The 22,931-nt window shown below is 65.4% G+C and carries 20 protein-coding genes; 10 read left to right on the top strand and 10 right to left on the bottom strand.

What is annotated here, in order from left to right; translation table 11 throughout:
- From sufC to CH278_RS13530, 4 genes are read right to left on the bottom strand one after another with little or no spacing between them, the layout of a single operon-like run.
- Positions 1-777: a Fe-S cluster assembly ATPase SufC gene (gene sufC / locus CH278_RS13545; RefSeq protein ID WP_027497023.1), complete on the bottom strand. Its 777-nt coding sequence runs from the start codon at positions 775-777 to the stop codon at positions 1-3.
- 39 nt (positions 778-816) lie between these two features.
- Positions 817-2,007, bottom strand: a complete 1,191-nt coding sequence (sufD, locus tag CH278_RS13540) for a Fe-S cluster assembly protein SufD (protein ID WP_094622221.1) — start codon at positions 2,005-2,007, stop codon at positions 817-819.
- A gap of 24 nt (positions 2,008-2,031) precedes the next feature.
- Positions 2,032-3,477 carry a Fe-S cluster assembly protein SufB gene (gene sufB / locus CH278_RS13535; RefSeq protein WP_027497021.1) on the bottom strand — a complete coding sequence of 482 codons (1,446 nt, stop codon included), beginning with the start codon at positions 3,475-3,477 and terminating at the stop codon, positions 2,032-2,034.
- Entirely contained in the window at positions 3,474-4,400 is a 927-nt protein-coding gene (locus CH278_RS13530) for a helix-turn-helix transcriptional regulator (protein ID WP_371828537.1), read from the bottom strand. The genes sufB and CH278_RS13530 overlap by 4 nt, the downstream gene beginning before the upstream one ends.
- Positions 4,401-4,572: 172 nt before the next feature.
- Here CH278_RS13530 and mptB point away from each other — a divergent pair, with 172 nt between their 5' ends.
- The 4 genes from mptB to CH278_RS13510 all read left to right on the top strand — a co-directional run bounded on the left by mptB (position 4,573) and on the right by CH278_RS13510 (position 9,041).
- On the top strand, positions 4,573-6,231 hold the full coding sequence (gene mptB, locus CH278_RS13525; RefSeq protein WP_230593504.1) for a polyprenol phosphomannose-dependent alpha 1,6 mannosyltransferase MptB: 1,659 nt from the start codon (positions 4,573-4,575) through the stop codon (positions 6,229-6,231).
- The gene (locus tag CH278_RS13520) at positions 6,228-7,172 is read left to right on the top strand and encodes an ABC transporter ATP-binding protein (RefSeq protein WP_032365765.1); all 945 of its coding nucleotides are present in this window, start codon (positions 6,228-6,230) and stop codon (positions 7,170-7,172) included. Before mptB ends, CH278_RS13520 begins: the two co-directional genes overlap by 4 nt.
- Positions 7,173-7,174: 2 nt before the next feature.
- Positions 7,175-7,969 carry an ABC transporter permease gene (locus tag CH278_RS13515; RefSeq protein WP_371828113.1) on the top strand — a complete coding sequence of 265 codons (795 nt, stop codon included), beginning with the start codon at positions 7,175-7,177 and terminating at the stop codon, positions 7,967-7,969.
- Positions 7,970-8,036: 67 nt separating this feature from the next.
- Positions 8,037-9,041 (top strand): COX15/CtaA family protein, encoded by a 1,005-nt coding sequence (locus CH278_RS13510; RefSeq protein ID WP_094622132.1) that lies wholly within the window; start codon positions 8,037-8,039, stop codon positions 9,039-9,041.
- A 190-nt stretch (positions 9,042-9,231) separates the two neighbouring features.
- Here the strand turns inward: CH278_RS13510 and CH278_RS13505 are convergent, their stop codons facing one another.
- Positions 9,232-9,606 (bottom strand): hypothetical protein, encoded by a 375-nt coding sequence (locus tag CH278_RS13505; protein ID WP_027497017.1) that lies wholly within the window; start codon positions 9,604-9,606, stop codon positions 9,232-9,234.
- Positions 9,607-9,741: 135 nt separating this feature from the next.
- Here CH278_RS13505 and CH278_RS13500 point away from each other — a divergent pair, with 135 nt between their 5' ends.
- Entirely contained in the window at positions 9,742-10,707 is a 966-nt protein-coding gene (locus CH278_RS13500; protein ID WP_032372461.1) for a quinone oxidoreductase family protein, read from the top strand.
- Positions 10,708-10,735: 28 nt separating this feature from the next.
- Here the strand turns inward: CH278_RS13500 and CH278_RS13495 are convergent, their stop codons facing one another.
- Positions 10,736-11,734 carry a heme o synthase gene (locus CH278_RS13495; protein ID WP_094622220.1) on the bottom strand — a complete coding sequence of 333 codons (999 nt, stop codon included), beginning with the start codon at positions 11,732-11,734 and terminating at the stop codon, positions 10,736-10,738.
- 444 nt (positions 11,735-12,178) lie between these two features.
- On the opposite strand from CH278_RS13495, the gene tkt reads away from it, so the two are divergent.
- The 5 genes from tkt to pgl are packed head-to-tail and all read left to right on the top strand — an operon-like array spanning position 12,179 to position 18,607.
- Entirely contained in the window at positions 12,179-14,278 is a 2,100-nt protein-coding gene (gene tkt / locus CH278_RS13490; RefSeq protein WP_094622131.1) for a transketolase, read from the top strand.
- 3 nt (positions 14,279-14,281) lie between these two features.
- Positions 14,282-15,406 (top strand): transaldolase, encoded by a 1,125-nt coding sequence (gene tal / locus CH278_RS13485; protein WP_027497013.1) that lies wholly within the window; start codon positions 14,282-14,284, stop codon positions 15,404-15,406.
- A gap of 3 nt (positions 15,407-15,409) precedes the next feature.
- Positions 15,410-16,966: a glucose-6-phosphate dehydrogenase gene (gene zwf, locus CH278_RS13480; RefSeq protein ID WP_027497012.1), complete on the top strand. Its 1,557-nt coding sequence runs from the start codon at positions 15,410-15,412 to the stop codon at positions 16,964-16,966.
- Positions 16,963-17,871, top strand: a complete 909-nt coding sequence (gene opcA, locus CH278_RS13475; RefSeq protein ID WP_027497011.1) for a glucose-6-phosphate dehydrogenase assembly protein OpcA — start codon at positions 16,963-16,965, stop codon at positions 17,869-17,871. The genes zwf and opcA overlap by 4 nt, the downstream gene beginning before the upstream one ends.
- Positions 17,864-18,607 (top strand): 6-phosphogluconolactonase, encoded by a 744-nt coding sequence (gene pgl / locus CH278_RS13470; protein WP_032382069.1) that lies wholly within the window; start codon positions 17,864-17,866, stop codon positions 18,605-18,607. Before opcA ends, pgl begins: the two co-directional genes overlap by 8 nt.
- Positions 18,608-18,660: 53 nt before the next feature.
- Here pgl and CH278_RS27590 read toward each other — a convergent pair whose 3' ends face one another.
- The 4 genes from CH278_RS27590 to tpiA all read right to left on the bottom strand — a co-directional run bounded on the left by CH278_RS27590 (position 18,661) and on the right by tpiA (position 22,929).
- Positions 18,661-18,846: a hypothetical protein gene (locus CH278_RS27590; RefSeq protein WP_139278435.1), complete on the bottom strand. Its 186-nt coding sequence runs from the start codon at positions 18,844-18,846 to the stop codon at positions 18,661-18,663.
- A gap of 61 nt (positions 18,847-18,907) precedes the next feature.
- A complete protein-coding gene (gene ppc, locus CH278_RS13465; protein ID WP_094622130.1) occupies positions 18,908-21,739 on the bottom strand; it encodes a phosphoenolpyruvate carboxylase in 2,832 nt (943 codons plus the stop codon).
- A 51-nt stretch (positions 21,740-21,790) separates the two neighbouring features.
- Positions 21,791-22,024 (bottom strand): preprotein translocase subunit SecG, encoded by a 234-nt coding sequence (gene secG / locus CH278_RS13460; RefSeq protein ID WP_027497008.1) that lies wholly within the window; start codon positions 22,022-22,024, stop codon positions 21,791-21,793.
- A 119-nt stretch (positions 22,025-22,143) separates the two neighbouring features.
- On the bottom strand, positions 22,144-22,929 hold the full coding sequence (tpiA, locus tag CH278_RS13455) for a triose-phosphate isomerase (RefSeq protein ID WP_027497007.1): 786 nt from the start codon (positions 22,927-22,929) through the stop codon (positions 22,144-22,146).
- Positions 22,930-22,931 lie beyond the last annotated feature (2 nt).

The following is a 22,931-nucleotide window of genomic DNA, read 5'->3' as shown; positions in this document are numbered from 1 at the left end:
TCATGCTCCGGTGGTCGCGGCCTGCGTGTAGCCGGCGTAGCCGTTGGCCTCGAGCTCGTCGGCCAGCTCGGCGCCGCCGGACTTGACGATCTCACCGTTGACGAAGACGTGCACGAAGTCGGGCTTGATGTAGCGAAGAATGCGGGTGTAGTGCGTGATCAGCAGCACTCCCCCGTCTTCACGCTCCTTGTACTTGTTCACGCCCTCGGACACCACGCGCAAAGCGTCGACGTCGAGGCCGGAATCGGTCTCGTCGAGAATGGCGATCTTCGGCTTGAGCAGTCCCAGCTGCAGGATCTCGTGACGCTTCTTCTCGCCGCCGGAGAAACCCTCGTTGACGTTGCGCTCGAGGAAGTTCGCCTCGATTTCGAGCTCGCTCATGGCGGTCTTGGCTTCCTTGACCCAGTGCCGCAGCTTGGGGGCTTCGCCGCGCACGGCGGTGGCGGCGGTGCGCAGGAAGTTCGACATCGACACTCCGGGCACCTCCACCGGGTACTGCATCGCCAGGAACAGACCTGCGCGGGCGCGCTCGTCGACGCTCATCTCGAGAACGTCTTCACCGTCGAGGGTGATGGTGCCGGAGGTGACGGTGTACTTCGGGTGGCCGGCAATGGCGTACGACAAGGTGGACTTGCCGGAGCCGTTGGGTCCCATGATCGCGTGCGTCTCGCCGGACTTCACGGTCAGATCGACACCTTTGAGGATGTCGATCGGCTCGGCGGACGAGTCGGTGTTGGCGACGCTGACGTGCAGATCGCGGATTTCGAGTGTGGACATCAAAGTTCCTTTGTGCAGTCGAGAAAGGTTCGGTTGGGCCTACGCGCCGACGACGGCGAGCTCGGTCTCGATGGCAGCATCGAGACGCTCGCGTACGGCGGGGACCGGAATCTTGTCGATGATTTCGTGGAAGAAGCCGCGGACGACCAGTCGGCGGGCCACCTCCTCCGAGATGCCGCGAGCACGTAGGTAGAACAGCTGCTCGTCGTCGAATCGGCCGGTAGCACTGGCGTGCCCTGCTCCGACGATCTCGCCGGTTTCGATTTCCAGGTTCGGTACCGAATCGGCGCGAGCGCCGTCGGTGAGCACGAGATTTCGGTTCAGTTCGTACGTCTCGGTGCCCTCGGCCTCGGCGCGAATGAGAACGTCGCCGATCCATACGGTGTGTGCGTCGACGGTGCCGGGTCCGGTCTCGCCCTGGAGCGCGCCCTTGTACATCACGTTCGACTTGCAATGCGGAGCCGAATGGTCGACGAGCAGTCGCTGCTCGAGGTGCTGACCGGCGTCGGCGAAGTACACACCGAGCATGTTCGCGTCACCGCCGGGCGCGCTGTAGCGCACGGTCGGGCTGATGCGCACCAAGTCGCCGCCGAGGCTGACGTTGTAGTGGCGCAACACCGAGTCACGTCCGAGCAGGGCGTGGTGGGCGGCCACGTGCACCGCGTCCGACTGCCAGTCCTGGATCAGCACGACATGCAACTGCGAGCTGTCACCCAGCACGAACTCGACGTTCTCGGCGTACGTGCCGCTGCCGCGCTGATCGATCACCACGGTGGCGCGAGCAAACGTGCCGAGGCGAATCTGCACGTGTCCGTAGGCGACGTGGTCGACGCCCGGACCGTCGATCGTGATCTCGATCGGCTCCGTTACCTCGACCTCGTTGGGAATGCTGACGATCGTGGCCTCGGTGAAGGCCGAATATGCCTGTGCAGCAATCCGATCGGCAGGCACGCCGGCCTTCCCGAGTCGATCGTCGTCGCGTCCCACGGTCTCCACGACCACCTGGTCCGCAGCCCCGACGGTGACCTGAGCGGTCCCGTCGGCGACTGCCGAACCGTCGTGCAGGCCGCGAAGGCGACGCAGCGGCGTGAAGCGCCACAGTTCGTCGCGGCCCGACGGCACCTCGAACGCGTTCACGTCGTACGACGTGAATTGAGCGCCCTTGTTGGCGACGAGCTTCGACTTGTCTTCCTTGGCGGAATCGGGGTTCTCGGATGCCACGGCACCCATGACTCCGGTGAGGGGGTTGTTCACTTATCCGACCGACCCTTCCATCTGCAACTCGATGAGCCGGTTGAGCTCGAGCGCGTACTCCATCGGCAGTTCGCGAGCAATGGGCTCGACGAATCCGCGGACGACCATGGCCATCGCTTCGTCCTCGGTCATGCCACGGCTCATCAGGTAGAACAACTGATCGTCGCTGACCTTCGAGACAGTGGCCTCGTGACCCATCGACACGTCGTCCTCACGGATGTCGACGTACGGGTAGGTGTCGGACCGACTGATCGTGTCGACCAGCAGGGCGTCGCACTTGACCGTCGAACGCGAGCCGTGCGCGCCCTTGTTGATCTGGATCAGACCGCGGTAGGACGTCCGTCCACCGCCACGGGCGACGGACTTGCTGACGATGTTCGACGACGTGTGCGGTGCCAGGTGCAGCATCTTGGAACCGGTGTCCTGGTGCTGATCGGGCCCTGCGAACGCGACCGAGAGAACCTCGCCCTTGGCGTATTCGCCGGTCATCCACACAGCCGGGTACTTCATGGTGACCTTGGAGCCGATGTTGCCGTCGACCCACTCCATCGTTGCGCCTGCTTCTGCCTTGGCGCGCTTGGTGACCAGGTTGTAGACGTTGTTCGACCAGTTCTGAATGGTCGTGTACCGGCAACGACCACCCTTCTTGACGATGATCTCGACCACGGCGGAGTGCAGCGAATCGGACTTGTAGATCGGCGCGGTGCAGCCCTCGACGTAGTGCACGTAGGCACCCTCGTCGACGATGATCAGCGTGCGCTCGAACTGGCCCATGTTCTCGGTGTTGATCCGGAAGTAGGCCTGCAGCGGGATGTCGACGTGCACGCCCGGCGGGATGTAGATGAAAGATCCACCGGACCATACTGCGGTGTTCAGGGCGGAGAACTTGTTGTCGCCCGCGGGGATGACGGTGCCGAAGTACTCGCGGAACAGCTCCGGCTGCTCCTTGAGCGCGGTGTCGGTGTCGAGGAACAACACACCCTGCGCCTCGAGGTCCTCACGGATCGAGTGGTAGACGACCTCGGACTCGTACTGAGCGGCGACACCGGAGACGAGGCGCTGCTTCTCGGCCTCGGGGATGCCGAGCTTGTCGTACGTGTTCTTGATGTCCTCGGGCAGGTCGTCCCACGTGGCGGCCTGCTTCTCGCTGGACCGCACGAAGTACTTGATGTTGTCGAAGTCGATGCCGTCCAGGTCGGAACCCCAGTTGGGCATGGGCTTACGGTCGAAGGTCTTGAGAGCCTTCAGACGGGCTTCGAGCATCCACTCGGGCTCGCTCTTCTTGGCCGAGATGTCACGGACGACAGCCTCGGACAAGCCGCGCTTGGCGCTCGCGCCAGCCACGTCGGAATCGGCCCAGCCGTATCCGTAGGTGCCGAGCGATGCGATGGTCTCGTCCTGAGTCAGCGGCGCGGCGGGTGTCACCTGGTCTGGTGTGACGGTCATGCGGGCTCCTTCCGGAGGCGTGTGCGTTCTCCGACACGGGGCTGCGTGTCGGACGTCATCTTGTGTGAACTATCTGTCGATACGTCGGTACCGGATCGACCGCTCCTCGATCGCGTCGAGGTGAGCGGTACGTGTGTGGTGCAAGCGCAGTTGCCGTTCGCAATGGTGGCAAGACGCTGCACATGCGTGCCGAGGATCTCGGCGAACGCTGCTTGTTCGGCCTCGCACAGCTCGGGAAACTCTGCTGCGACGTGCGACACCGGGCAATGGTGTTGGCAGATCTGCACTCCGTTGCCGACTTGCCGCGTGGTGGCCGAGAATCCCGCCGCACTGAACGCGTCGGCAATTCTTCCCGCCGCCGTTTCCACGGCATGTGCGTCGGAACCGGTCGCGGGTTCGACGTCGGCAACGATGGTGTTGACGCGTTGCCGCGCGAACGTCTCGATGGCGTCGTTGCCACCGATCTTGCGCAGCTGCCGCATGGCGGCTCCGGCCAGATCGTCGTAGGTGTGGCCCAGCCGATTGCGGCCGGCTGCGGTGAGCTGGAAATGCTTGGCCGGTCGCCCGCGTCCACGCTGACGTGCTCCGGCCGGGGTGGTGATCCTGGCCTCGCCTGCATCGATGAGCGCATCGAGGTGGCGCCGGACACCGGCCGCGCTCAATCCAAGGCGAGTGCCGATATCGGACGCGGTGATGGGGCCCTCTTCGAGCAGTAGGGTGACCACTGCGCCCCGCGTCTGCCCCTCGGGGGCCGATGCCGGTCGCACCGACGACGCGCCTGCTCCGGCGGTCGATGGATCGACGCTTTCCGGACGCACGAGCGAGCTCTCGGTTGTTTTCACAACACCAGTGTGACGGAATTGTTTCACCTGGTCCAGCAAGGGTGCCCTATCCCTCAGGTGAATCCGAGCCGAGCGACGCAGGCCGCGGAGTCCGGAGGACCGGGTGAATCGCGCTATTGCACACAGCTACGCTCCCACTGTGCCATCGACCGAGAGTGAGCAGAGTTCCGAGAACTCGCCTTCCGCGACCGGTGCCAGCTCGTCCCCCGATCCCGAGAACCCCGAATCCGCGCGCGGCACGCTGCTGCACAGGATGATTCTCACCCCTGCTCGGCGCGTGTTCGGCCTGGAACCGACCCCACCGGGTGCCGGTGTCGCCACGTTGCACGGCGACGAGCCGGAGGCACCCGGTCTCGATCCCGCCGAGACCGTTCAACTACGCAACATTCGCCGTTTCGGAGCCGCGGGCGCGCTGCTGATGGCGATCGGCGCGCTCGGCGCGGGTGCGCAGCCGGTACTGCAGAACCCGATCGCGGGCGTCCGGTTACTGAGCCTGCCGTCGCGCATGGCCACGTCGGCTCTGACGGTGACCATGACGGGAACCGTCGTCGTGGTCCTCGCGTGGCTACTGCTCGGCAGGTTCGCGCTGGGGCGGACGCGATCGGGCGCGACTCCCCGCCGCCTGTCCCGATCGCAGATGGACCGAACTCTGCTGCTGTGGATCCTGCCGCTGAGCGTCGCACCGCCTATGTTCTCGCGCGACGTCTACTCCTACCTGGCCCAGAGCGAGATCACGGCCCGCGGTCTCGACCCCTACGAGATCGGCCCCGTGGATGCACTGGGGGCCGATAACGTCCTGACCCGGACGGTGCCCAACATCTGGCGAGAGACTCCGGCACCCTACGGTCCGCTGTTCCTGTGGATGGGGCGCGGGATCACGTACTTGACCGGCGAGAACATCGTCGCCGGCATCTTCCTGCACCGACTGCTCGCCTTGGCGGGAGTCGCGCTGATCGTCTGGGCGCTGCCGCGTCTCGCACGCCGTTGCGGGGTCGCGTCGGTCACGGCACTGTGGCTCGGTGCAGCGAACCCGCTGTTGCTGTTCCACCTGGTCGCCGGAATTCACAACGAGGCCCTGATGATCGGGCTCATGCTCGCGGGTACCGAACTGGCGCTGCGTGCGATCGAGCGCCCGGGTGCGTTGCGCAGCACCGATATCGCGTTCCTCATCGGCGGAGCGGGTGTGATCGCACTCTCGTCGACGATCAAGATCCCGTCGCTGATAGCGCTGGGGTTCGTCGGCATGGCGCTGTCGAGACGGTGGGGCGGCACTCTGAGATCGGTCGTCTACGCTGCGCTGCTGCTCGGCGCGATCGCCGTTGCCGTCCAAGTCGCCGTGAGCCTGGGTAGCGGACTCGGATTCGGTTGGATCCACACTCTGGGTACCGCGGGGGTGGTGCGCAGCTGGATGTCGATTCCCACGATTCTCGGCCTGGCTACCGGATTCGTCGGCGTGCTGCTCGGCCTCGGCGATCACACCACCGCTGTGTTGAGTCTCACTCGGCCGATCGCAGCCGTCGTCGCCGGCGTCATCGTGATCCGCATGCTGGTCGCTGTCCTGAGGGGCCGACTGCACTCGGTGGGAGCGCTGGGGGTGGCGCTGGGAGCAGTGGTTCTGCTGTTCCCGGTAGTCCAGCCCTGGTACCTGCTGTGGGCGGTGATCCCGCTGGCAGCATGGGCCACCACTCCGTCCTTCCGGCGTCCCGCCATTGCCTTCTCGTCCTTGGTCAGCGTGATCCTCATGCCGAACGGCAGCGAATACCAGCCGTTCCAGATCGTGCAGGCCGCAGTGATGACCATCCTGACCATCGTCGTGTTGTATCTGCTGACACGGAACCGGCTGCCGTGGCCCACGCGCAGCGGACCACCGGCACCCGAGCGGCACACCGACGAATACGCTGAGTCCTCGTGATCTCCGGGACTTCGAATGCGGCGCAACCTGTCGTGCAGTTGACCGACGTGCGCAAGTCCTACGACGGCACCACCGCCGTCGACGGACTGAGCCTGAGCATCGGTGCGGGTGAAGTTCTCGCGCTGCTCGGCCCGAACGGTGCCGGAAAGACCACCACCGTCGAGATGTGCGAAGGCTTCGTCGTACCCGACAGCGGCACGGTCAGAATCCTCGGCCTCGACCCCATCGCCGAGTCCGCCCAGCTCCGACCCCGCATCGGCGTCATGCTGCAGGGCGGCGGTGCCTACCCGGGGTCCAAGGCGGGCGAAATGCTCGAGCTCGTCGCCTCGTACTCGGCCGACCCTCTCGACACGACGTGGCTGCTCGACTGTCTGGGCCTGACCTCGGCGGTCCGCACACCCTATCGACGGTTGTCCGGTGGCCAGCAGCAGCGACTGGCGTTGGCCTGTGCCATCGTCGGCCGCCCCGAGTTGGTGTTTCTCGACGAACCGACAGCCGGACTCGACGCCCAGGCCCGACTGCTGGTGTGGGAATTGATCGACGCACTTCGACGGGACGGCGTCGGCGTTCTACTGACCACACATCTGATGGACGAGGCCGAGCAGCTGGCGGATCGGTTGACGATCATCGACAACGGTCGCGTCGTCGCCTCCGGATCCCCGTCCGAGCTCACCAAGCAGGGAGCCGAGGGACAGTTGCGCTTCTCCGCTCCCCCCGGTCTCGATCTGTCCCTGCTCGACGCGGCCCTGCCCTCCGGTTACGTACCGTCGGAGACGTCACCGGGGTCGTACGTCGTCACCGGAGTGATCGAACCGCAGATCCTGGTGGTCGTCACCTCCTGGTGCGCACAGCAGAACGTGTTGGCGACGGAGTTGCAGGTCGATCAGCGGCGGCTCGAGGACGTCTTCCTCGAACTGACCGGCAGAGAATTGAGGATGTGACGGTGCGCAGAGAAGCCCGGCTCGCCGACAACCGTTTCGAGACAGGACTGTTCGCGCCGCGCCCACAGCCGGCGTCGGCCGCTCGGATGCTGTTCGCGCAGTCGCGTCTCGAGCTGAAGTTGTTGCTGCGCAACGGTGAGCAGCTGCTGTTGACGATGTTCATTCCGATCACGCTGTTGATCGGACTCACCCTGCTGCCGTTCGGTGAGCTCGGCGACGACCGCGTCGCGCGGGTCGTGCCGGCGGTGATGATGGTGGCCATCATGTCGACGGCATTCACCGGACAGGCGATTGCCGTCGGGTTCGATCGTCGCTACGGCGCCCTCAAGAGACTTGGTGCCACGCCACTCCCACGGTGGGGAATCATCGGCGGCAAGTCGGTAGCCGTCGTGATCGTGGTGATCATGCAGTCGGTTCTGCTGGGCTCGATCGGCGTCGCCCTCGGCTGGCGACCGAGTGCGGCAGGCCTGCTGCTCGGGGCGGTCGTCATCGCTTTGGGAACGGTGACGTTCGCCTCGATGGGGTTGCTGCTCGGCGGCACCCTGCGGGCGGAGATCGTGTTGGCATTGGCCAACGTCGCCTGGTTCGTGATGCTCGGGATCGGCAGCGCGGTGTTCGTCGACGACCAGATTCCGCAGGGCCTGCAGAACGTCGCACGGATAGTCCCGTCCGGCGCACTCGGCGAGGCGCTCAACCGCGGTGTGGCCTCGTCGTTCGACCTCTTCGGGGTCGCCGTGCTGCTCGTCTGGGCTGCGGTCTGCGGCACTCTCGCGGTCCGAACCTTCAAATTCACCTGAGCGAGGCTTTCCGCCGGTCGCTCTACCCAACGACGCTGTGTAGTTGATCGGCGTTTACCATCGTGGAGTGCCCTACCTCCTACGGAAGCTCTACGGCGTGTTCCTGCGCCTCGTGGCCTATCTGCCCCTGCCCTCGCTGCGGGTACAGCGGGTGCTGGCATTCATCGCCATCCTCACCCAGGGCGGCATAGCCGTCACCGGTGCGGTGGTTCGAGTGACCGGCTCCGGGCTCGGGTGCCCCACCTGGCCACAGTGCTTCCCCGGAAGCTTCACGCCGGTCGGAGTATCCGAGGTTCCGGTGCTGCATCAGGCCGTCGAGTTCGGCAATCGACTGCTCACCTTCGTGGTGGTCATCGCCGCTGCGGCGGTCGTTCTCGCTGTCACTCGCGCGGCCCGGCGGCGCGAGGTGTTGCTCTTCGCGTGGTTCATGCCGCTGGGAACCGTCGTGCAGGCCGTCATCGGTGGCGTCACCGTGCTGACCGGCCTGCTGTGGTGGACAGTGGCCATTCACCTCGTGGTGTCGATGGCGATGGTCTGGCTGGCTACCCTGCTGTTCGTCAAGGTGGGTGAAACCGACGCCGCGCCGAAGTCGCTGCCCACCGTCCCCGCCGCGCTACGCGGGCTCACTGCCCTGTCCGGCGTCGCGCTGACCGGCGTACTGATCGCCGGGACGATGGTGACCGGTGCCGGCCCGCACGCCGGCGACAAGAGCATCGACGAGCCGGTACCGCGCCTGGGCATCGAGATCGTCACGCTGGTGCACGCCCACTCGCAATTCCTGGTCGGGTATCTCGCGCTGCTCGTCGGGCTCGGTTTCGCCCTGTACGCGGTCGGAGCGCCGACTGCCGTCAAGCAGCGGCTTCACGTTCTGGTGGCGATCGTGCTGGCCCAGTCCCTGATCGGCCTGGTGCAGTACTTCACGGGCGTTCCCGCAGTACTCGTCGCGTTCCACGTTGCCGGTGCCGGTGCCTGCACGGCTGCCACGGCTGCGCTGTGGGCATCGTGCAGAACACGCGGTCCTGCGGTTGCCGATCGGGAAGCCGACGTGGACAGGGTTGCCGCAGCGTCCTGAGGCCCGGCAGTCTTCGGGTGTCGGCTCCTCAGCCGGCTCGACACGCGCGTGTCCGAGCACAGCAGTTTCGAATCGCAGTGGAGGGGCAGCCGACCTCCCCCTCAGATGGCCGACTGCCCCTCCACCGATTTCGACGCATCGGACCGCGAGACGGTTCCCGTCGAGTCGAAAAAACTTTGCGGCTCTCGTCCTACCCGACGATGGCCTGGTTGCGGGCCTTGGGGAACTTCTTCTGCCGAGCGACCCAGCCGGCCATCTTCTCGTAATGGCCCGGTGCCGGATTGACCGAACTGACCAGCTCGCGGTCCCACTCCGCCTCGGTCAGTTCGTCGAACCTGGCGACGATCGCGTGTGCGACCGCTGTGGACGGAACCACCTGGTCTCCGAGCACTCCGTCTGCGCCGACCAGCGTGAGCCGGGTTCCGGCCCGACCGATGGGTTGGATCACCACACTTGCCGAGTTGCCGTGATCGGCGAGAAAAGCCTTCACAGCCGCGAGAGTTCCCTTCGGAACCTCGTTGGACGTGTCCTTCTCGTTGCCCGCACTGTCGATTTCGGTAGCCATGCAGACACGATACCGAGGTCGTCCACCGTGGCGGCATCGGCCCGCCGAATCGCTACTGATCGGTAACTTGTCGCACCCGTCGTGGAAGCGTGCGTCCGTTCTCGAACTCACATCGCTCCCGTGTAGAACTGGGATATGCGTGCCATTCGAGTAGACAACACCGGCGGACCCGAGGTCATGGTCGTCGTGGACGTGCCCATTCCCGAGCCCGGACCGGGGCAGGTTCTCGTGCGCGTCGACGCCATCGGGATCAACTACATCGATACCTACTTCCGCCGCGGCCTGTATCCACGGTCCCTGCCCTACATCCCCGGCGACGAGGGTTCCGGAGTTGTCCACGAGGCCGGCCCGGACGTCACCGCGTTCGCTCCTGGGGACCGCATCGCCTGGGCGGCCGCGCCGGGTAGCTATGCCGAGTTCGTCGTCGTGGACGCCTCGTCCGCCATATCCGTTCCCGACGGCGTTCCGGCCGATCAGGCGGCGTCGGCGCTGCTCCAGGGCATGACTGCGCACTACCTGATCGAGTCCACCTACCCGGCGCGCAGCGGCGACACGGTCCTCGTGCACGCGGGCGCGGGAGGCGTCGGACTACTGCTGACCCAGATGGCGGTCGGAAAGGGCGTACGGGTCATCACGACGGTGTCCACCGATGCCAAAGCAGAGCGGTCGGCCCAGGCCGGTGCCGCCCACGTACTGCGGTACGACGACGACATTGCGGCCCAGGTTCGCGAGCTCACCGGCGGCGAGGGCGTCCATGCCGTCTACGACGGTGTCGGAGCCGACACGTTCGAGGCCAGTCTGGCGTCGCTGCGCATCAGAGGCACGCTGGCCCTGTTCGGTGCTGCGAGCGGACCGGTACCGCCGTTCGACCCACAACGGCTCAACGGGGCCGGATCGGTGTTTCTGACCAGACCCACGCTGGCGCATCACATACGGGACCGGGCCGAGCTCGAATGGCGTGCGGGTGATGTGTTCGAGGCGTTGTCGAGCGGCGCTCTGACGGTCGAGGTCGGCGCTCGCTATGCGCTCGAAGATGTCGCGCAGGCACACATGGACCTGGAAGGACGCAAGACGACCGGTTCGATCGTTCTCGTCCCCTGATCGGGTGCAGATGTGAGGAGGCGCTCGCTCAGGAGACCAGCTGGGCGAGCGTCTGCCAGCCGAGGACAGAGTCGACGGCGAGGCCGCAGAACACCAGCGCCAGGTATTCGTTGGACAGGATGAACAGCTTGAGAGGCTTGACCGGTGTTCCCGCCCGCACGCCTGCGTACAGGCGGTGCGCCACGACGAGGAACCAAACTCCCGATGCCACCGCGATCACCGCGTAGACGACGCCGGAGCCCGGGGCCAGTGCCAACGTCGCAGCAACCGTGGCCCACGCGTAGAGCACGATGTGCTTGGTCACCTTGGTCTCCGACGCGACGGCAGGAAGCATCGGGACGTTGGCCGCCTGGTAGTCCTCCTTGTAGCGAAGCATCAAGGCCCAGGTGTGCGGCGGTGTCCACAGGAAGATGACGAGGAACATCACCAGCGCCTGCCAGCCGATCGTGCCGGTGACGGCGGACCAGCCGATCATGACCGGCATGCAGCCGGCGGCACCGCCCCACACCACGTTCTGCGAAGTTCGGCGCTTGAGCACCAGGGTGTAGACGAAGATGTAGAAGCAGATCGTGACGACGGCCAGCACGCCGCTGAGGAGGTTGGTCGTCGCCCAGAGCCAGAAGAACGAGAACACCCCGAGGACGAGACCGAACACCAGTGCGTGCGACACAGGCATCGCGCCGCGGGCCAACGGCCGCTTCTCGGTGCGCTTCATCACCTTGTCGATGTCTGCGTCGACCACCATGTTCAAGGTGTTCGCGCTCGCCGCGGCCAGCATTCCACCGAACAGTGTGGTGAGAATCAGCCACGGGTCCACGTGACCGCGATCTGCCAGCAGCATCGCGGGAATGGTCGTGACGAGAAGTAGTTCGATGACCCGAGGCTTCGTCAGCGCGACATAGGCCAGGAAGAGAGCCCACGCTCTGCGCGGCGCCGACGCGGCGTGTTCGGTGTCGCCCTGGTCGTCTGCTCCGAATCCGGGGCCGCCGGCGAAACCGTGTCCGCCCGGCTGCTGCCCAATTCGCACTGCGTCTCCTCGCACGACTGTCGTTCTCTGGCGCTCGGCCACTTGCCACGCGCCGTCGGGCACGCGGGTTCGTTCCTGGCGGCCGACCGATCCTGGGAGAACCGCCTCACGAGGACCTCGGCCACCGACGCGCACGCGGATGGTCCCGGTTCGGAAATTGCCCCCGGGAGCCGTCGAACATGCGCCTACTACAGACGATGGTAGACGGCGGGGTTTGCACGTCCAATTCGCAGGGCACCCAAACCGAAGAACGATGCGGCGACGCCACACACGTTAGTGCTCCGACGGGGGAAGGCACGACAGTAGCGTCGGTCGGAACTAGGCTGGTGGGGGACGTCCTTCGGCATCGACTACGTTCGCGCCTCACGCAGGCGCTGTGCAGTTACCGCCGAGCGACGAATCCTCGGAGCCACAACTCGAACGAATGTCAGGAGATTTCTGCTCGTGTCGATCACAGACGATATTGACGTCCTCACCACGGCGCACCACCCCAGCGACTGGACGGACCTGGACACCCGGGCGGTCGACACCGTTCGTGTCCTGGCAGCGGACGCAGTGCAGAAGGTCGGCAACGGCCACCCCGGAACCGCGATGAGCTTGGCTCCCCTCGCGTACACCCTCTTCCAGCGCACCATGCGCCACGACCCCACCGACACCCATTGGATCGGCCGCGACCGTTTCGTGCTGTCGTGCGGTCACTCGAGCCTGACCCTGTACTTGCAGCTCTACTTGGGCGGTTTCGGTCTCGAGCTCGCAGACATCGAAGCACTGCGGACCTACAAGTCCAAGACCCCGGGGCACCCCGAGTTCCGCCACACCGACGGCGTCGAGATCACCACCGGCCCACTCGGCCAGGGACTGGCATCCGCTGTGGGAATGGCAATGGCATCGCGCCGTGAACGCGGACTGTTCGATCCCGAACCTGCACTCGGCGAGAGCCCGTTCGATCACTTCATCTACGTGATCGCCTCCGACGGCGACATCGAAGAAGGCGTCACGTCCGAGGCGTCGTCGCTCGCAGGCACCCAGCAGCTCGGCAACCTGATCCTGTTCTACGACGACAACAAGATCTCGATCGAGCACTCGACCGACATCGCCCTGTCCGAGAACACCGCCGCGCGGTACGAGGCCTACGGGTGGCACGTACAGGTCGTCGAGGGCGGCGAGAACGTCACCGCGATCGAGGACGCCATCGAGGCCGCCAAGGCCGTCACCGACAAGCCGTCGATCATCGTGCTGCGGACCATCATCGGGTTCCCGGCTCCGACGATGATGAACACCGGTGCCGTCCACGGTGCCGCTCTGGGCGACGAAGAGGTCGCGAAGGTCAAGCAGGCCCTGGACTTCGACCCGGCCAAGACGTTCGAGGTCAGCGACGAGGTCATCGGCCACACTCGCAAGCTCCAGGAACGTGGCCGCGCCGCGCACACCGAATGGATGACGCAGTTCGAGGCCTGGGCGGCCCGTGAGCCCGAGCGCAAGCAGTTGCTCGACCGTCTTCAGCAGGGCACGCTCCCCGAGAACTGGACCGACGTGCTGCCCACGTGGGAGCCCGGCAGCAAGGCCGTCGCCACGCGTGCGGCGTCGGGCGAGGTCCTCAACGCCGTCGGACCCGTTCTTCCGGAACTGTGGGGCGGCTCGGCCGACCTCGCCGGCAGCAACAACACCACGATCAAGGGTGCGAAGTCCTTCGGCCCCACGTCGATCTCCACCGACGACTGGGACGCCGAGCCCTACGGCCGCACGCTGCACTTCGGTATCCGCGAGCACGCCATGGGTGCGATCCTGTCGGGCATCGTCATGCACGGTCCGACCCGCGCGTACGGCGGAACGTTCATGCAGTTCAGCGACTACATGCGGCCGTCGGTTCGCCTGGCGTCGCTGATGGACATCGATCCCATCTACGTGTGGACCCACGACTCCATCGGCCTCGGCGAGGACGGCCCGACGCACCAGCCGGTCGAGCACCTCGCGGCCCTGCGTGCGATTCCCAACCTGTCTGTCGTACGCCCCGGTGACGCCAACGAGACGGCCTACGCCTGGCAGTCGGTGCTCGCCAGGTCGAGCAGCAGCGGGCCCGTCGGCCTGGCGCTGACGCGTCAGGGCATCCCGATCCTGGAAGGCACCAGCTTCGAGGGCGTCTCGAAAGGTGGCTACATCCTCTCCGAGTCCTCCAAGGCCGCTCCCGACGTCGTCCTGATCGGCACCGGTTCCGAACTGCAGTACGCAGTGGAGGCCCAGAAACTGCTCGAGGCGCAGGGCGTCGCGGCACGCGTGGTGTCGATGCCGTGTGTCGAGTGGTTCGAGAGCCAGGACCAGAACTACCGCGACCAGGTCATTCCGCCCACCGTCAAGGCGCGGGTGTCCATCGAGGCTGGCATCGCGATGCCGTGGTGGAAGATCGTCGGCGGTTTCGGCGAGATCATCTCGCTCGAGCACTACGGCGAATCTGCCGATGCGGCAACACTTTTCCGCGAGTTCGGCTTCACGGCCGACGCCGTCGTCGCGGCCGCGCAGCGCTCCATCACCAACGTGAAGGGATAACTCATGACCCAGAACAAAAACCTTGCCGAGCTGTCCGCCGCCGGAATTTCAGTCTGGCTGGACGACCTGTCCCGCGACCGCATTCGGTCGGGCAACCTCAAGGACCTGATCGACACCAAGAGCGTCGTCGGCGTGACGACCAACCCGTCGATCTTCCAGGCCGCATTGAGCAAGGGCGATGCTTACGACGAGCAGGTCACCAAGCTCGCCGGCGAAGGTGCCGATGTCGAGACCACGATTCGCACCGTCACCACCGACGACGTCCGTGAGGCGTGCGACATCCTCGTACCGCAGTACGAGGCCAGCGCGGGCGTCGACGGCCGCGTGTCGATCGAGGTCGACCCCCGCATGGCGCACGACGCGGACAAGACGTACGAGCAGGCCGTCGAACTCTGGAAGATCGTCGACCGTCCGAATCTCCTCATCAAGATTCCGGCAACCGAAGAAGGCATCCCCGCCATTGCCAAGGTGATCGGTGAGGGAATCAGCGTCAACGTGACCCTGATCTTCTCCGTCGAGCGCTACGAGCTGGTCATGAACGCGTACCTCGAGGGTCTCGAGGCCGCCCGCGCCGCCGGTCACGACCTCGACAAGATCCATTCCGTGGCGTCGTTCTTCGTGTCCCGCGTGGACAGCGAGATCGACTCACGCCTGGACGCCATCGGCACCCCCGACGCCGAGGCCCTCAAGGGCAAGGCCGCGCTGGCCAATGCGCGCCTCGCGTACGTGGCGTACCAGCAGGTCTTCGAGGTGGCTCCTCGGTTCCGCGAACTCGCGGGCAACGGTGCACGTCCGCAGCGGCCACTGTGGGCTTCGACGGGCGTCAAGTCCGACGCCTACCCGGACACCATGTACGTCACCGAGCTCGTCTCTCCGAACACCGTGAACACGATGCCGGAGAAGACCATGGACGCGGTCGCAGATCACGGCGAGATCGTCGGCGACACCGTCTCGGGTAAGGGACCGGAGTCGCAGGAGATCTTCGACCGCATCTCTGCGCTGGGAATCGACCTCACCGACGTCTTCCTGACGTTGGAGAACGAGGGCGTCCAGAAGTTCGAGGCTGCGTGGAACGAGCTGCTCGAAGCTACCGAGGAGCAGCTCCGCCAAGCAGGTCAGAAGAGCTGACCTGTGCCCACCGCAGACACAGAAAACCTGAATTCCGCGGACTGGCGTAATCCACTTCGCGACGCGCGAGACAAGCGGCTCCCCCGCATCGCCGGGCCGTGCAGCATGGTCATCTTCGGGGTGACCGGTGACCTCGCGCGTAAGAAGCTCATGCCTGCGGTGTACGACCTGGCGAACCGGGGGCTCCTACCCCCCGGCTTCGCCCTGGTCGGCTTCGCTCGCCGTGAGTGGCAGAACCAGGATTTCGAGAAGATCGTGCACGACTCGGTACGCGATCATGCTCGAACTCCGTTCAGCGAAGAGGTGTGGAACACCCTTGCCGAGGGCTTCCGGTTCGTTCAGGGTTCGTTCGACGACGATGCCGCGTTCGACGAGTTGTCGCGGACTCTCACCGAGCTCGACACCACCCGCGGCACCGGCGGAAACCATGCCTTCTACCTCTCGATTCCACCCGGCGCGTTCCCTGTTGTACTGCAACAACTTTCACGCTCCGGACTGGCCCAGGCGCAGGACGGCAACTGGCGACGCGTCGTCATCGAGAAGCCGTTCGGTCACGATTTGCAGAGCGCCAAGGAGCTCAACGCGATCGTGAACCGAGTGTTCCCCGAGGACACCGTCTTTCGGATCGATCACTACCTGGGCAAGGAGACGGTGCAGAACATTCTCGCGCTGCGCTTCGCCAACCAGTTGTTCGATCCGATCTGGAACGCGCACTATGTGGACCACGTGCAGATCACGATGGCCGAGGACATCGGATTGGGTGGCCGCGCAGGCTATTACGACGGAATCGGGGCAGCGCGCGACGTCATTCAGAACCATCTCCTCCAGTTGCTCGCCATCACTGCGATGGAGGAGCCGGTGAGTTTCAACCCCACCGAGTTGCAGTCCGAGAAGATCAAGGTGCTCTCGGCGACCAAGCTCGCCGAGCCGCTCGATCGCACGTCCGCCCGCGGGCAGTACTCCGCCGGGTGGCAGGGCAGCCAGAAAGTGAAGGGGCTCAAGGAGGAAGAGGGGTTCGACTCCGAGTCGAACACCGAAACCTACGCCGCCATCACCCTCGAGGTCGACACTCGGCGCTGGGGTGGAGTCCCGTTCTATCTGCGAACCGGAAAAGCGTTGGGCCGCAGAGTCACCGAGATCGCAATGGTGTTCAAGCGCGCCCCACATCTGCCGTTCGACGCCACCATGACCGAAGAACTCGGTCAGAACGCACTGGTCATTCGAGTCCAGCCGGACGAGGGCGTCACGATGCGCTTCGGTTCCAAAGTTCCCGGGTCCAGCATGCAGGTGCGCGACGTCAGCATGGACTTCAGCTACGGCCAGGCGTTCACCGAGTCATCTCCCGAGGCGTACGAGCGACTGATACTCGACGTACTCCTGGGTGAGCCCTCACTGTTCCCGGTCAACGCCGAAGTGGAACTGTCGTGGAAGATACTCGACCCGATTCTCGAGTACTGGGCCTCGGGCGGCACCGCCGAACCGTACGAGGCCGGCACCTGGGGTCCGTCCTCGGGTGACGAGATGATGCACCGCACCGGACGCGAATGGAGAAGGCCGTGATTGTCGACATTCCCGCCACCACGACGGCCGAGGTCGGCAAGAAGCTCGTCGAGGTTCGTGAAGCAGGTGGCGCGGTCACCATCGGCCGCGTGCTGACCTTGATCGTCGCGAGCCGTGATGCGAGCAAGGCCGAACGGGCGATCGATGCCGCGAACGAGGCGAGCCGGGAACATCCGTGTCGCGTCATCGTCCTCATCCACGGTGATCGGTCCGCCGAGTCGAGTCTCGACGCCCAGATCCGCGTCGGCGGAGACGCCGGCGCGTCCGAGGTCGTCGTACTACGACTGAACGGCGAGCTCGCCGATCACGAACACAGCGTCGTCATTCCCTTCCTGCTGCCCGATACGCCGATCGTCGCGTGGTGGCCGGACGAGGCACCGACGGTACCGGCGAAGGATCCACTGGGCCGGTTGGCGATCAGGCGGATCACCGATGCCACCAATTCGTCGGATACCACCGCAGCGATCAAGGGACGGCTGAGCAGCTACACCGAGGGTGATACGGATCTGTCATGGAGCCGAATCACCTACTGGCGCGGCCTGCTGGCGACTGCCCTCGATCAGGCACCGTTCGAGGCCGTCACCTCGGCCACCGTGTCGGGACTGGCAGAGGAGCCGGCACTCGACATTTTGGCCGGCTGGTTGGCGGCGAAGCTCGACGTGCCGGTCTACCGGCGAGCCGGCGAGCTCAAGGTCGAGCTGACCAGGGAGAACAGCAGTATTTCGCTGACCCGTCCGCAGACCGGAAAAACCGCCACACTGCGGCGTACCGGTCAGCCCGACGCTCAGGTTGCTCTGGCACGTCGCAACACCCGCGAGTGCCTGGCCGAGGAACTGCGGCGGCTCGACACGGACGAAATCTACGAACTCGCCCTCCACGGTCTGTCGAAAGTGAGCTATGAGTAATCAGTCGGTCCTCCGATACCTCGACGCACAAGGGCTGGTCGATGCCGCCCGCACTCGCTTCGTCGACGTCGTCGTCGCGGCGCAGGCCGAGCGCGGTGTCGCGTCGGTGGTGTTGACCGGAGGCGGGACGGGAATCGCCCTCCTCGAGGCACTGCGCGCGGATTCCGGGGCCATCGACTGGTCACGGGTGGACATCTACTTCGGTGACGAGCGCTTTCTCCCCTCGGGCGATCCCGAGCGCAACGAGGTCCAGGCATCGGACGCGCTGCTGAAGCACGTGGACGTGCACCCGGATCGTCTGTTCACGATGGCGACGTCGGACGGTGCCTACGGCTCCGACCCGGAAACGGCTGCGGCGGCGTACGCACAGACGCTGCACTCACGGGCCGACGACGGTCAATGCCCCGACTTCGACATCCACCTGTTGGGCATGGGCGGCGAGGGCCACATCAACTCGCTCTTCCCGCACACCGACGCGGTGCGCGAGCAGCATCGATTCGTCGTGGCCGTCGAGGACTCCCCCAAGCCGCCACCAGTACGCATCACACTCACCCTGCCCGCCGTCCGGAGGGCGAAGCACGTGTGGTTGCTGGTGTCCGGTGCAGCGAAGGCCGAGGCCGTTGCCGCCGCCGTCGGCGGAGCAGCGTCCGACGACTGGCCGTCGGCCGGTGCCATCGGCGCGGAATCGACGGTCTGGTTCGTCGACGAGGCAGCGGCCTCACAGCTGGACCGGTGATCGGCTCGAGCCACAGCTGACAGCAGACGTACTGCGGCGTCGATTCAGGAGATTCACTCCCCTGAATCGACGCCGTAGTCGTTCGAACCGACGCCGTCCGAAGCACTGCCGTCCGAACCACGCATGGACTCGCCGTCGTCACCGAGTCCGCCTCGGAAGTCCGCATACCGCGATCGAGCGATCACCCGATACGCCGTCCCGTCCCGCCACGCGTCGAGAGTGTTTCTGCACGTCCTCATACCCGGTTGGACGCAGACTGTCGGCCACCGGTTCCGCGGCAGCGCAGCGAGACGTACGGTGCTAGCCGCTGTTGCGTAGTGCCGTGGCCAGGCCGTTCATCGTCAGCAGGATTCCTCGTTTGACCCGTTCGTCGTCGTCGCCGTTGCGGTATCGACGCAACATCTCGACCTGCATTTGGTTGAGAGGTTCCAGGTACGGGAACCGGTTGTGTACCGATCGCTCCAGCGCCGGGTTGTCCTCCAGCAATCGACTGTGACCGGTGATCTTCAGATACATCCGCACGGTGGTGGCGTGTTCGGCCTCGATCATGCCGAAGATGCGTGCGCGGAGGTCTGCGTCGGGAACGAGTTCCGCATACCGAGCGGCGATACCCAGATCGGACTTGGCCATGACCTGCGCCAGGTTGGACAGCACAGTGCGGAAGAACGGCCACTTCCGATACAGATCCGCAAGCACCTCCAGCTTGGAGTCGTCGTCACCGACCCACTCTTCGAAGGCCGATCCGGTGCCGTACCAACCGGGCAGCATGACGCGGCACTGACTCCACGACATCACCCACGGGATAGCGCGCAGGTCGTACACGGAATTCGTCGGCTTGCGCGACGCCGGACGCGACCCGATGTTCAGCTCGCCGACCTCGGCAACGGGCGTGGACGTGCGGAAGTACTCGACGAACCCCGGCTCCTCGTGCACCAGCCGACCGTACGCCGCCCGAGCCTTGGCGGCGAGATCGTCCAGAACGTCGTAGGCGGCCTCGGCACCGTCACCCAATCCTTCGAGGTCGAGCAGCGTCGATTCGAGTGTGCCCGCGACCAACGATTCGAGGTTGCGCCGCGCCATCGACGGTTCGGCGTACTTCGCTGCAATGATCTCGCCCTGCTCGGTGAGACGAAGCGATCCCTGCACCACGCCGGGCGGTTGCGCCAGAATCGCGTCGTAACTGGGGCCGCCGCCGCGCCCGACGGTGCCACCGCGACCGTGGAAGAGCCGCAACCGAATTCCTGTCTTACGGGACGCTTCGAGCAGGTCGAGTTCGGCTCGGTAGAGCGCCCAGTTGGCCGCGAGATAGCCACCGTCCTTGTTCGAGTCCGAGTACCCGAGCATGACCTCCTGGTTCATGCCTCGACCGGCGACGAGAGCGCGATAGATCGGAACGTCGAGAGTGGCGAGCAGCGTCGCGGCACCCTGCTGCAGGTCCTCAATCGTCTCGAAGAGCGGCACGACACCCACCGTCGACGTGGGTGCCGAACCGTCGACGCCGGGATCGAAGATCCCCGCTTCCTTGAGCAGCAGGGCCGCCTCGAGCATGTCACTGACGGACTGACACATGCTGATGATGTAGTTCTGAACGGTGTCCGGGCCCAGGTGGTCGATGGCCTCCTTGGCCGCCCTGACGATGCCCAGTTCCTTCGCAGCGAGGTCGCTGAGTTGCGCGGTGGGCCCGATCAGGGGACGCCGAGTCGCGAGTTCGTGCGAGAGCACCGACACGCGCTCGTCCTCGTCGAGAGACCGGTAGTCCTGATGAACCCCGGCCCAGGCCAACAGCTCCGCGACCACTTCCTCGTGGGTCTCGGAGTTCTGCCGCATGTCGAGAGCCTGGAGATGAAATCCGAACGTCTCGACCGATTGCCGGAGTCGAAGCAGTCGATCGTCGGCGATCAGACCGTCTCCGTCGGTCCGGAGCGCGCGGTCCAGAGTGTCGAGATCGTCGAGGACTTCCTGCGGGCTCGCATACTGGTTGGCACCGAGATCGATTCCGGACACCGGAACCGCATCGAGAACCGCCCGTGCCGTTGCTGTCAGACGGGCCCGGATACCGACAACGGCAACACGGTACGGTTCGTCGGCCCGGCGATCGTCCGGTTCCGCGGACGCCTCGGCCAGAGCTTCCAGTTCCTCGGTGACCGCGACGAGCCGCGCGGACATCGACAACTCTTTCTCCAGCGCAACCAGCTCGTCGAGGTAATGCTCGAACGCCACGTAACCGGCCTGATGAGTGGCCGTGTGCACCACCTCGCCGGTGACGTTCGGGTTACCGTCGCGGTCTCCACCGATCCACGACCCCGGCCGAAGTATCGGCCGTGGCAGCAGGTCGTCCTCCGGCCATCGCGCTCGCAGCGCCGCGCGGACATCGGCATTGAGGGCGGGCATGACGTCGAACAGCGAGGACTCGAAGTAGCGGAGACCCACCTCGATCTCGTCTTGGATGCGCAATCGCGACAGCCGAATCAGGGCGGTTTCCCACAGCGTCAGCACCTGCCGGCGAATCTGCACGTCGATCGCGGCCAATTCCTTGGCGGCTCCGGCGGCCTTGCCCTCCGGGGCAGCCGCCGCGGCCTCGCGACGACGCATCAGTGCGGTGATCTTCGATTGGACGTCGAACACCGTTCGACGACGTGTTTCGGTGGGGTGCGCGGTGATGACCGGTGCCACCAAGGCGTCGGTGAGCGCGGCGGCCACCTGCTCCCGCGACGGAGCGGCGGCGTCGATCTTCGACCACGTGGCGTCCAGGCTGCTGTCCTGCGGCGGGTCTCCGTTGTCCAGATGAATGGCACGTCGACGCTCACGGTGGAGATCCTCGGCCAGGTTCGCCAGCAACGAGAAGTGGCTGAATGCGCGGATCAACGGAACAGCTTGAGCCACTTCGACATCGGTGTACCGGCCGACAGAGTCGTCGCGTTCGATCTCCGAGCGGCGCACCGCGAAGGATTCCACTCGCGCGGACTCGATGAGCTCGAAGGCCTCGTCGCCCTCGTGTTCGCGAATGATCTCACCGAGGATGCCGCCGAGATAGCGGATGTCCTCCCGCAGTGGCTCGGTCAACTCTCGCCCGCGAGCTGTCGGTGTGACGAATGCCGGGGAACCGACTGACTCGTAAGAGGATTCGCTCATCCCCCCAGTATCGTCGCTCGGCCGTCAACTCGCACTCGGAGCCGGGACGGATCAGGTGTACTTGATCTCGAGACCGATCCCGAGGATCGCGATGAGCCAGATGAGGCCGGTGAATACGGTGAGGCGGTCGAGGTTCTTCTCGACGACCGTGGAGCCGGACAGGCTGGACTGCACGCCGCCACCGAACAAGCTGGACAGACCGCCACCCTTGCCGCGATGCAGCAGGATCAGCAAGATCAGCGCCAGGCTGGTGATGACCAGCAGAATATCCAGAAACAGATCCATGTCCACCTCAAACTCGATTCGATGCCCTCAGCAGCCTACCTGGCCCCACGAACGACTTCGGACACCCCGCCGAAGCGAGGTGTCCGAAACCAGTTCTGTGCAGCGGTGACGATGGCCGATCAGGGCAACGGTCCGCCTGCGGCGATCGCCGACAATGTGGCGAACTCGTCCGCCTTGAGCGAAGCGCCACCGACCAGCGCGCCGTCGACGTCGGGCTGACCGACGATCTCGCCGACGTTCTTGGCGTTGACCGAACCGCCGTACAGCACGCGGACGCCCGCGGCGACCTCGGCCGACGCCAATTCCTTCAATTCCTCCCGAATGGCACCGCACACTTCCTGAGCGTCCGACGCCGAGGCCACGCGTCCCGTGCCGATGGCCCATACCGGCTCGTAGGCGATGACGACCTTGGCGATGTCGTCGGCCGAGAGGCCGTCGAGCGAACCGCGGAGCTGAGCCACATTGTAGGCCACGTGCTCACCGGCCTCACGAATGTTCAGACCCTCGCCGATGCACACGATCGGTGTGAGCCCGTTCTTCAGGGCAGCCTTCGTCTTCGCCAGCACGACGGCGTCGTCCTCGCTGTGCAACGTGCGTCGCTCGGAGTGGCCGACCACGACGAAGGTGCATCCCAGCTTGGCCAGCATCGACCCGCTGATCTCGCCCGTGAATGCGCCGCTGTCCTCGGCGGAGACGTCCTGCGCACCGTAGGTGAGCAGGAGCTTGTCGCCTTCGATCAGCGTCTGGACGCTGCGGATGTCGGTGAACGGCGGAATGACCGTGACGTCCACCTTGTCGAAGTACTTCTCGGGCAGCGAGAAGGCGATCTTCTGCACCAGCGAGATGGCCTCGAGGTGGTTGAGGTTCATCTTCCAGTTGCCCGCGATGAGCGGCTTACGTGCCATGC

The organism is Rhodococcus sp. 05-2254-5 (assembly GCF_002258575.1).
GTDB classification, from domain to species: domain Bacteria; phylum Actinomycetota; class Actinomycetes; order Mycobacteriales; family Mycobacteriaceae; genus Rhodococcoides; species Rhodococcoides fascians.
Note: the sequence above shows the minus strand (reverse complement) of the source record. Positions and strands in the feature narration are given on the sequence as shown.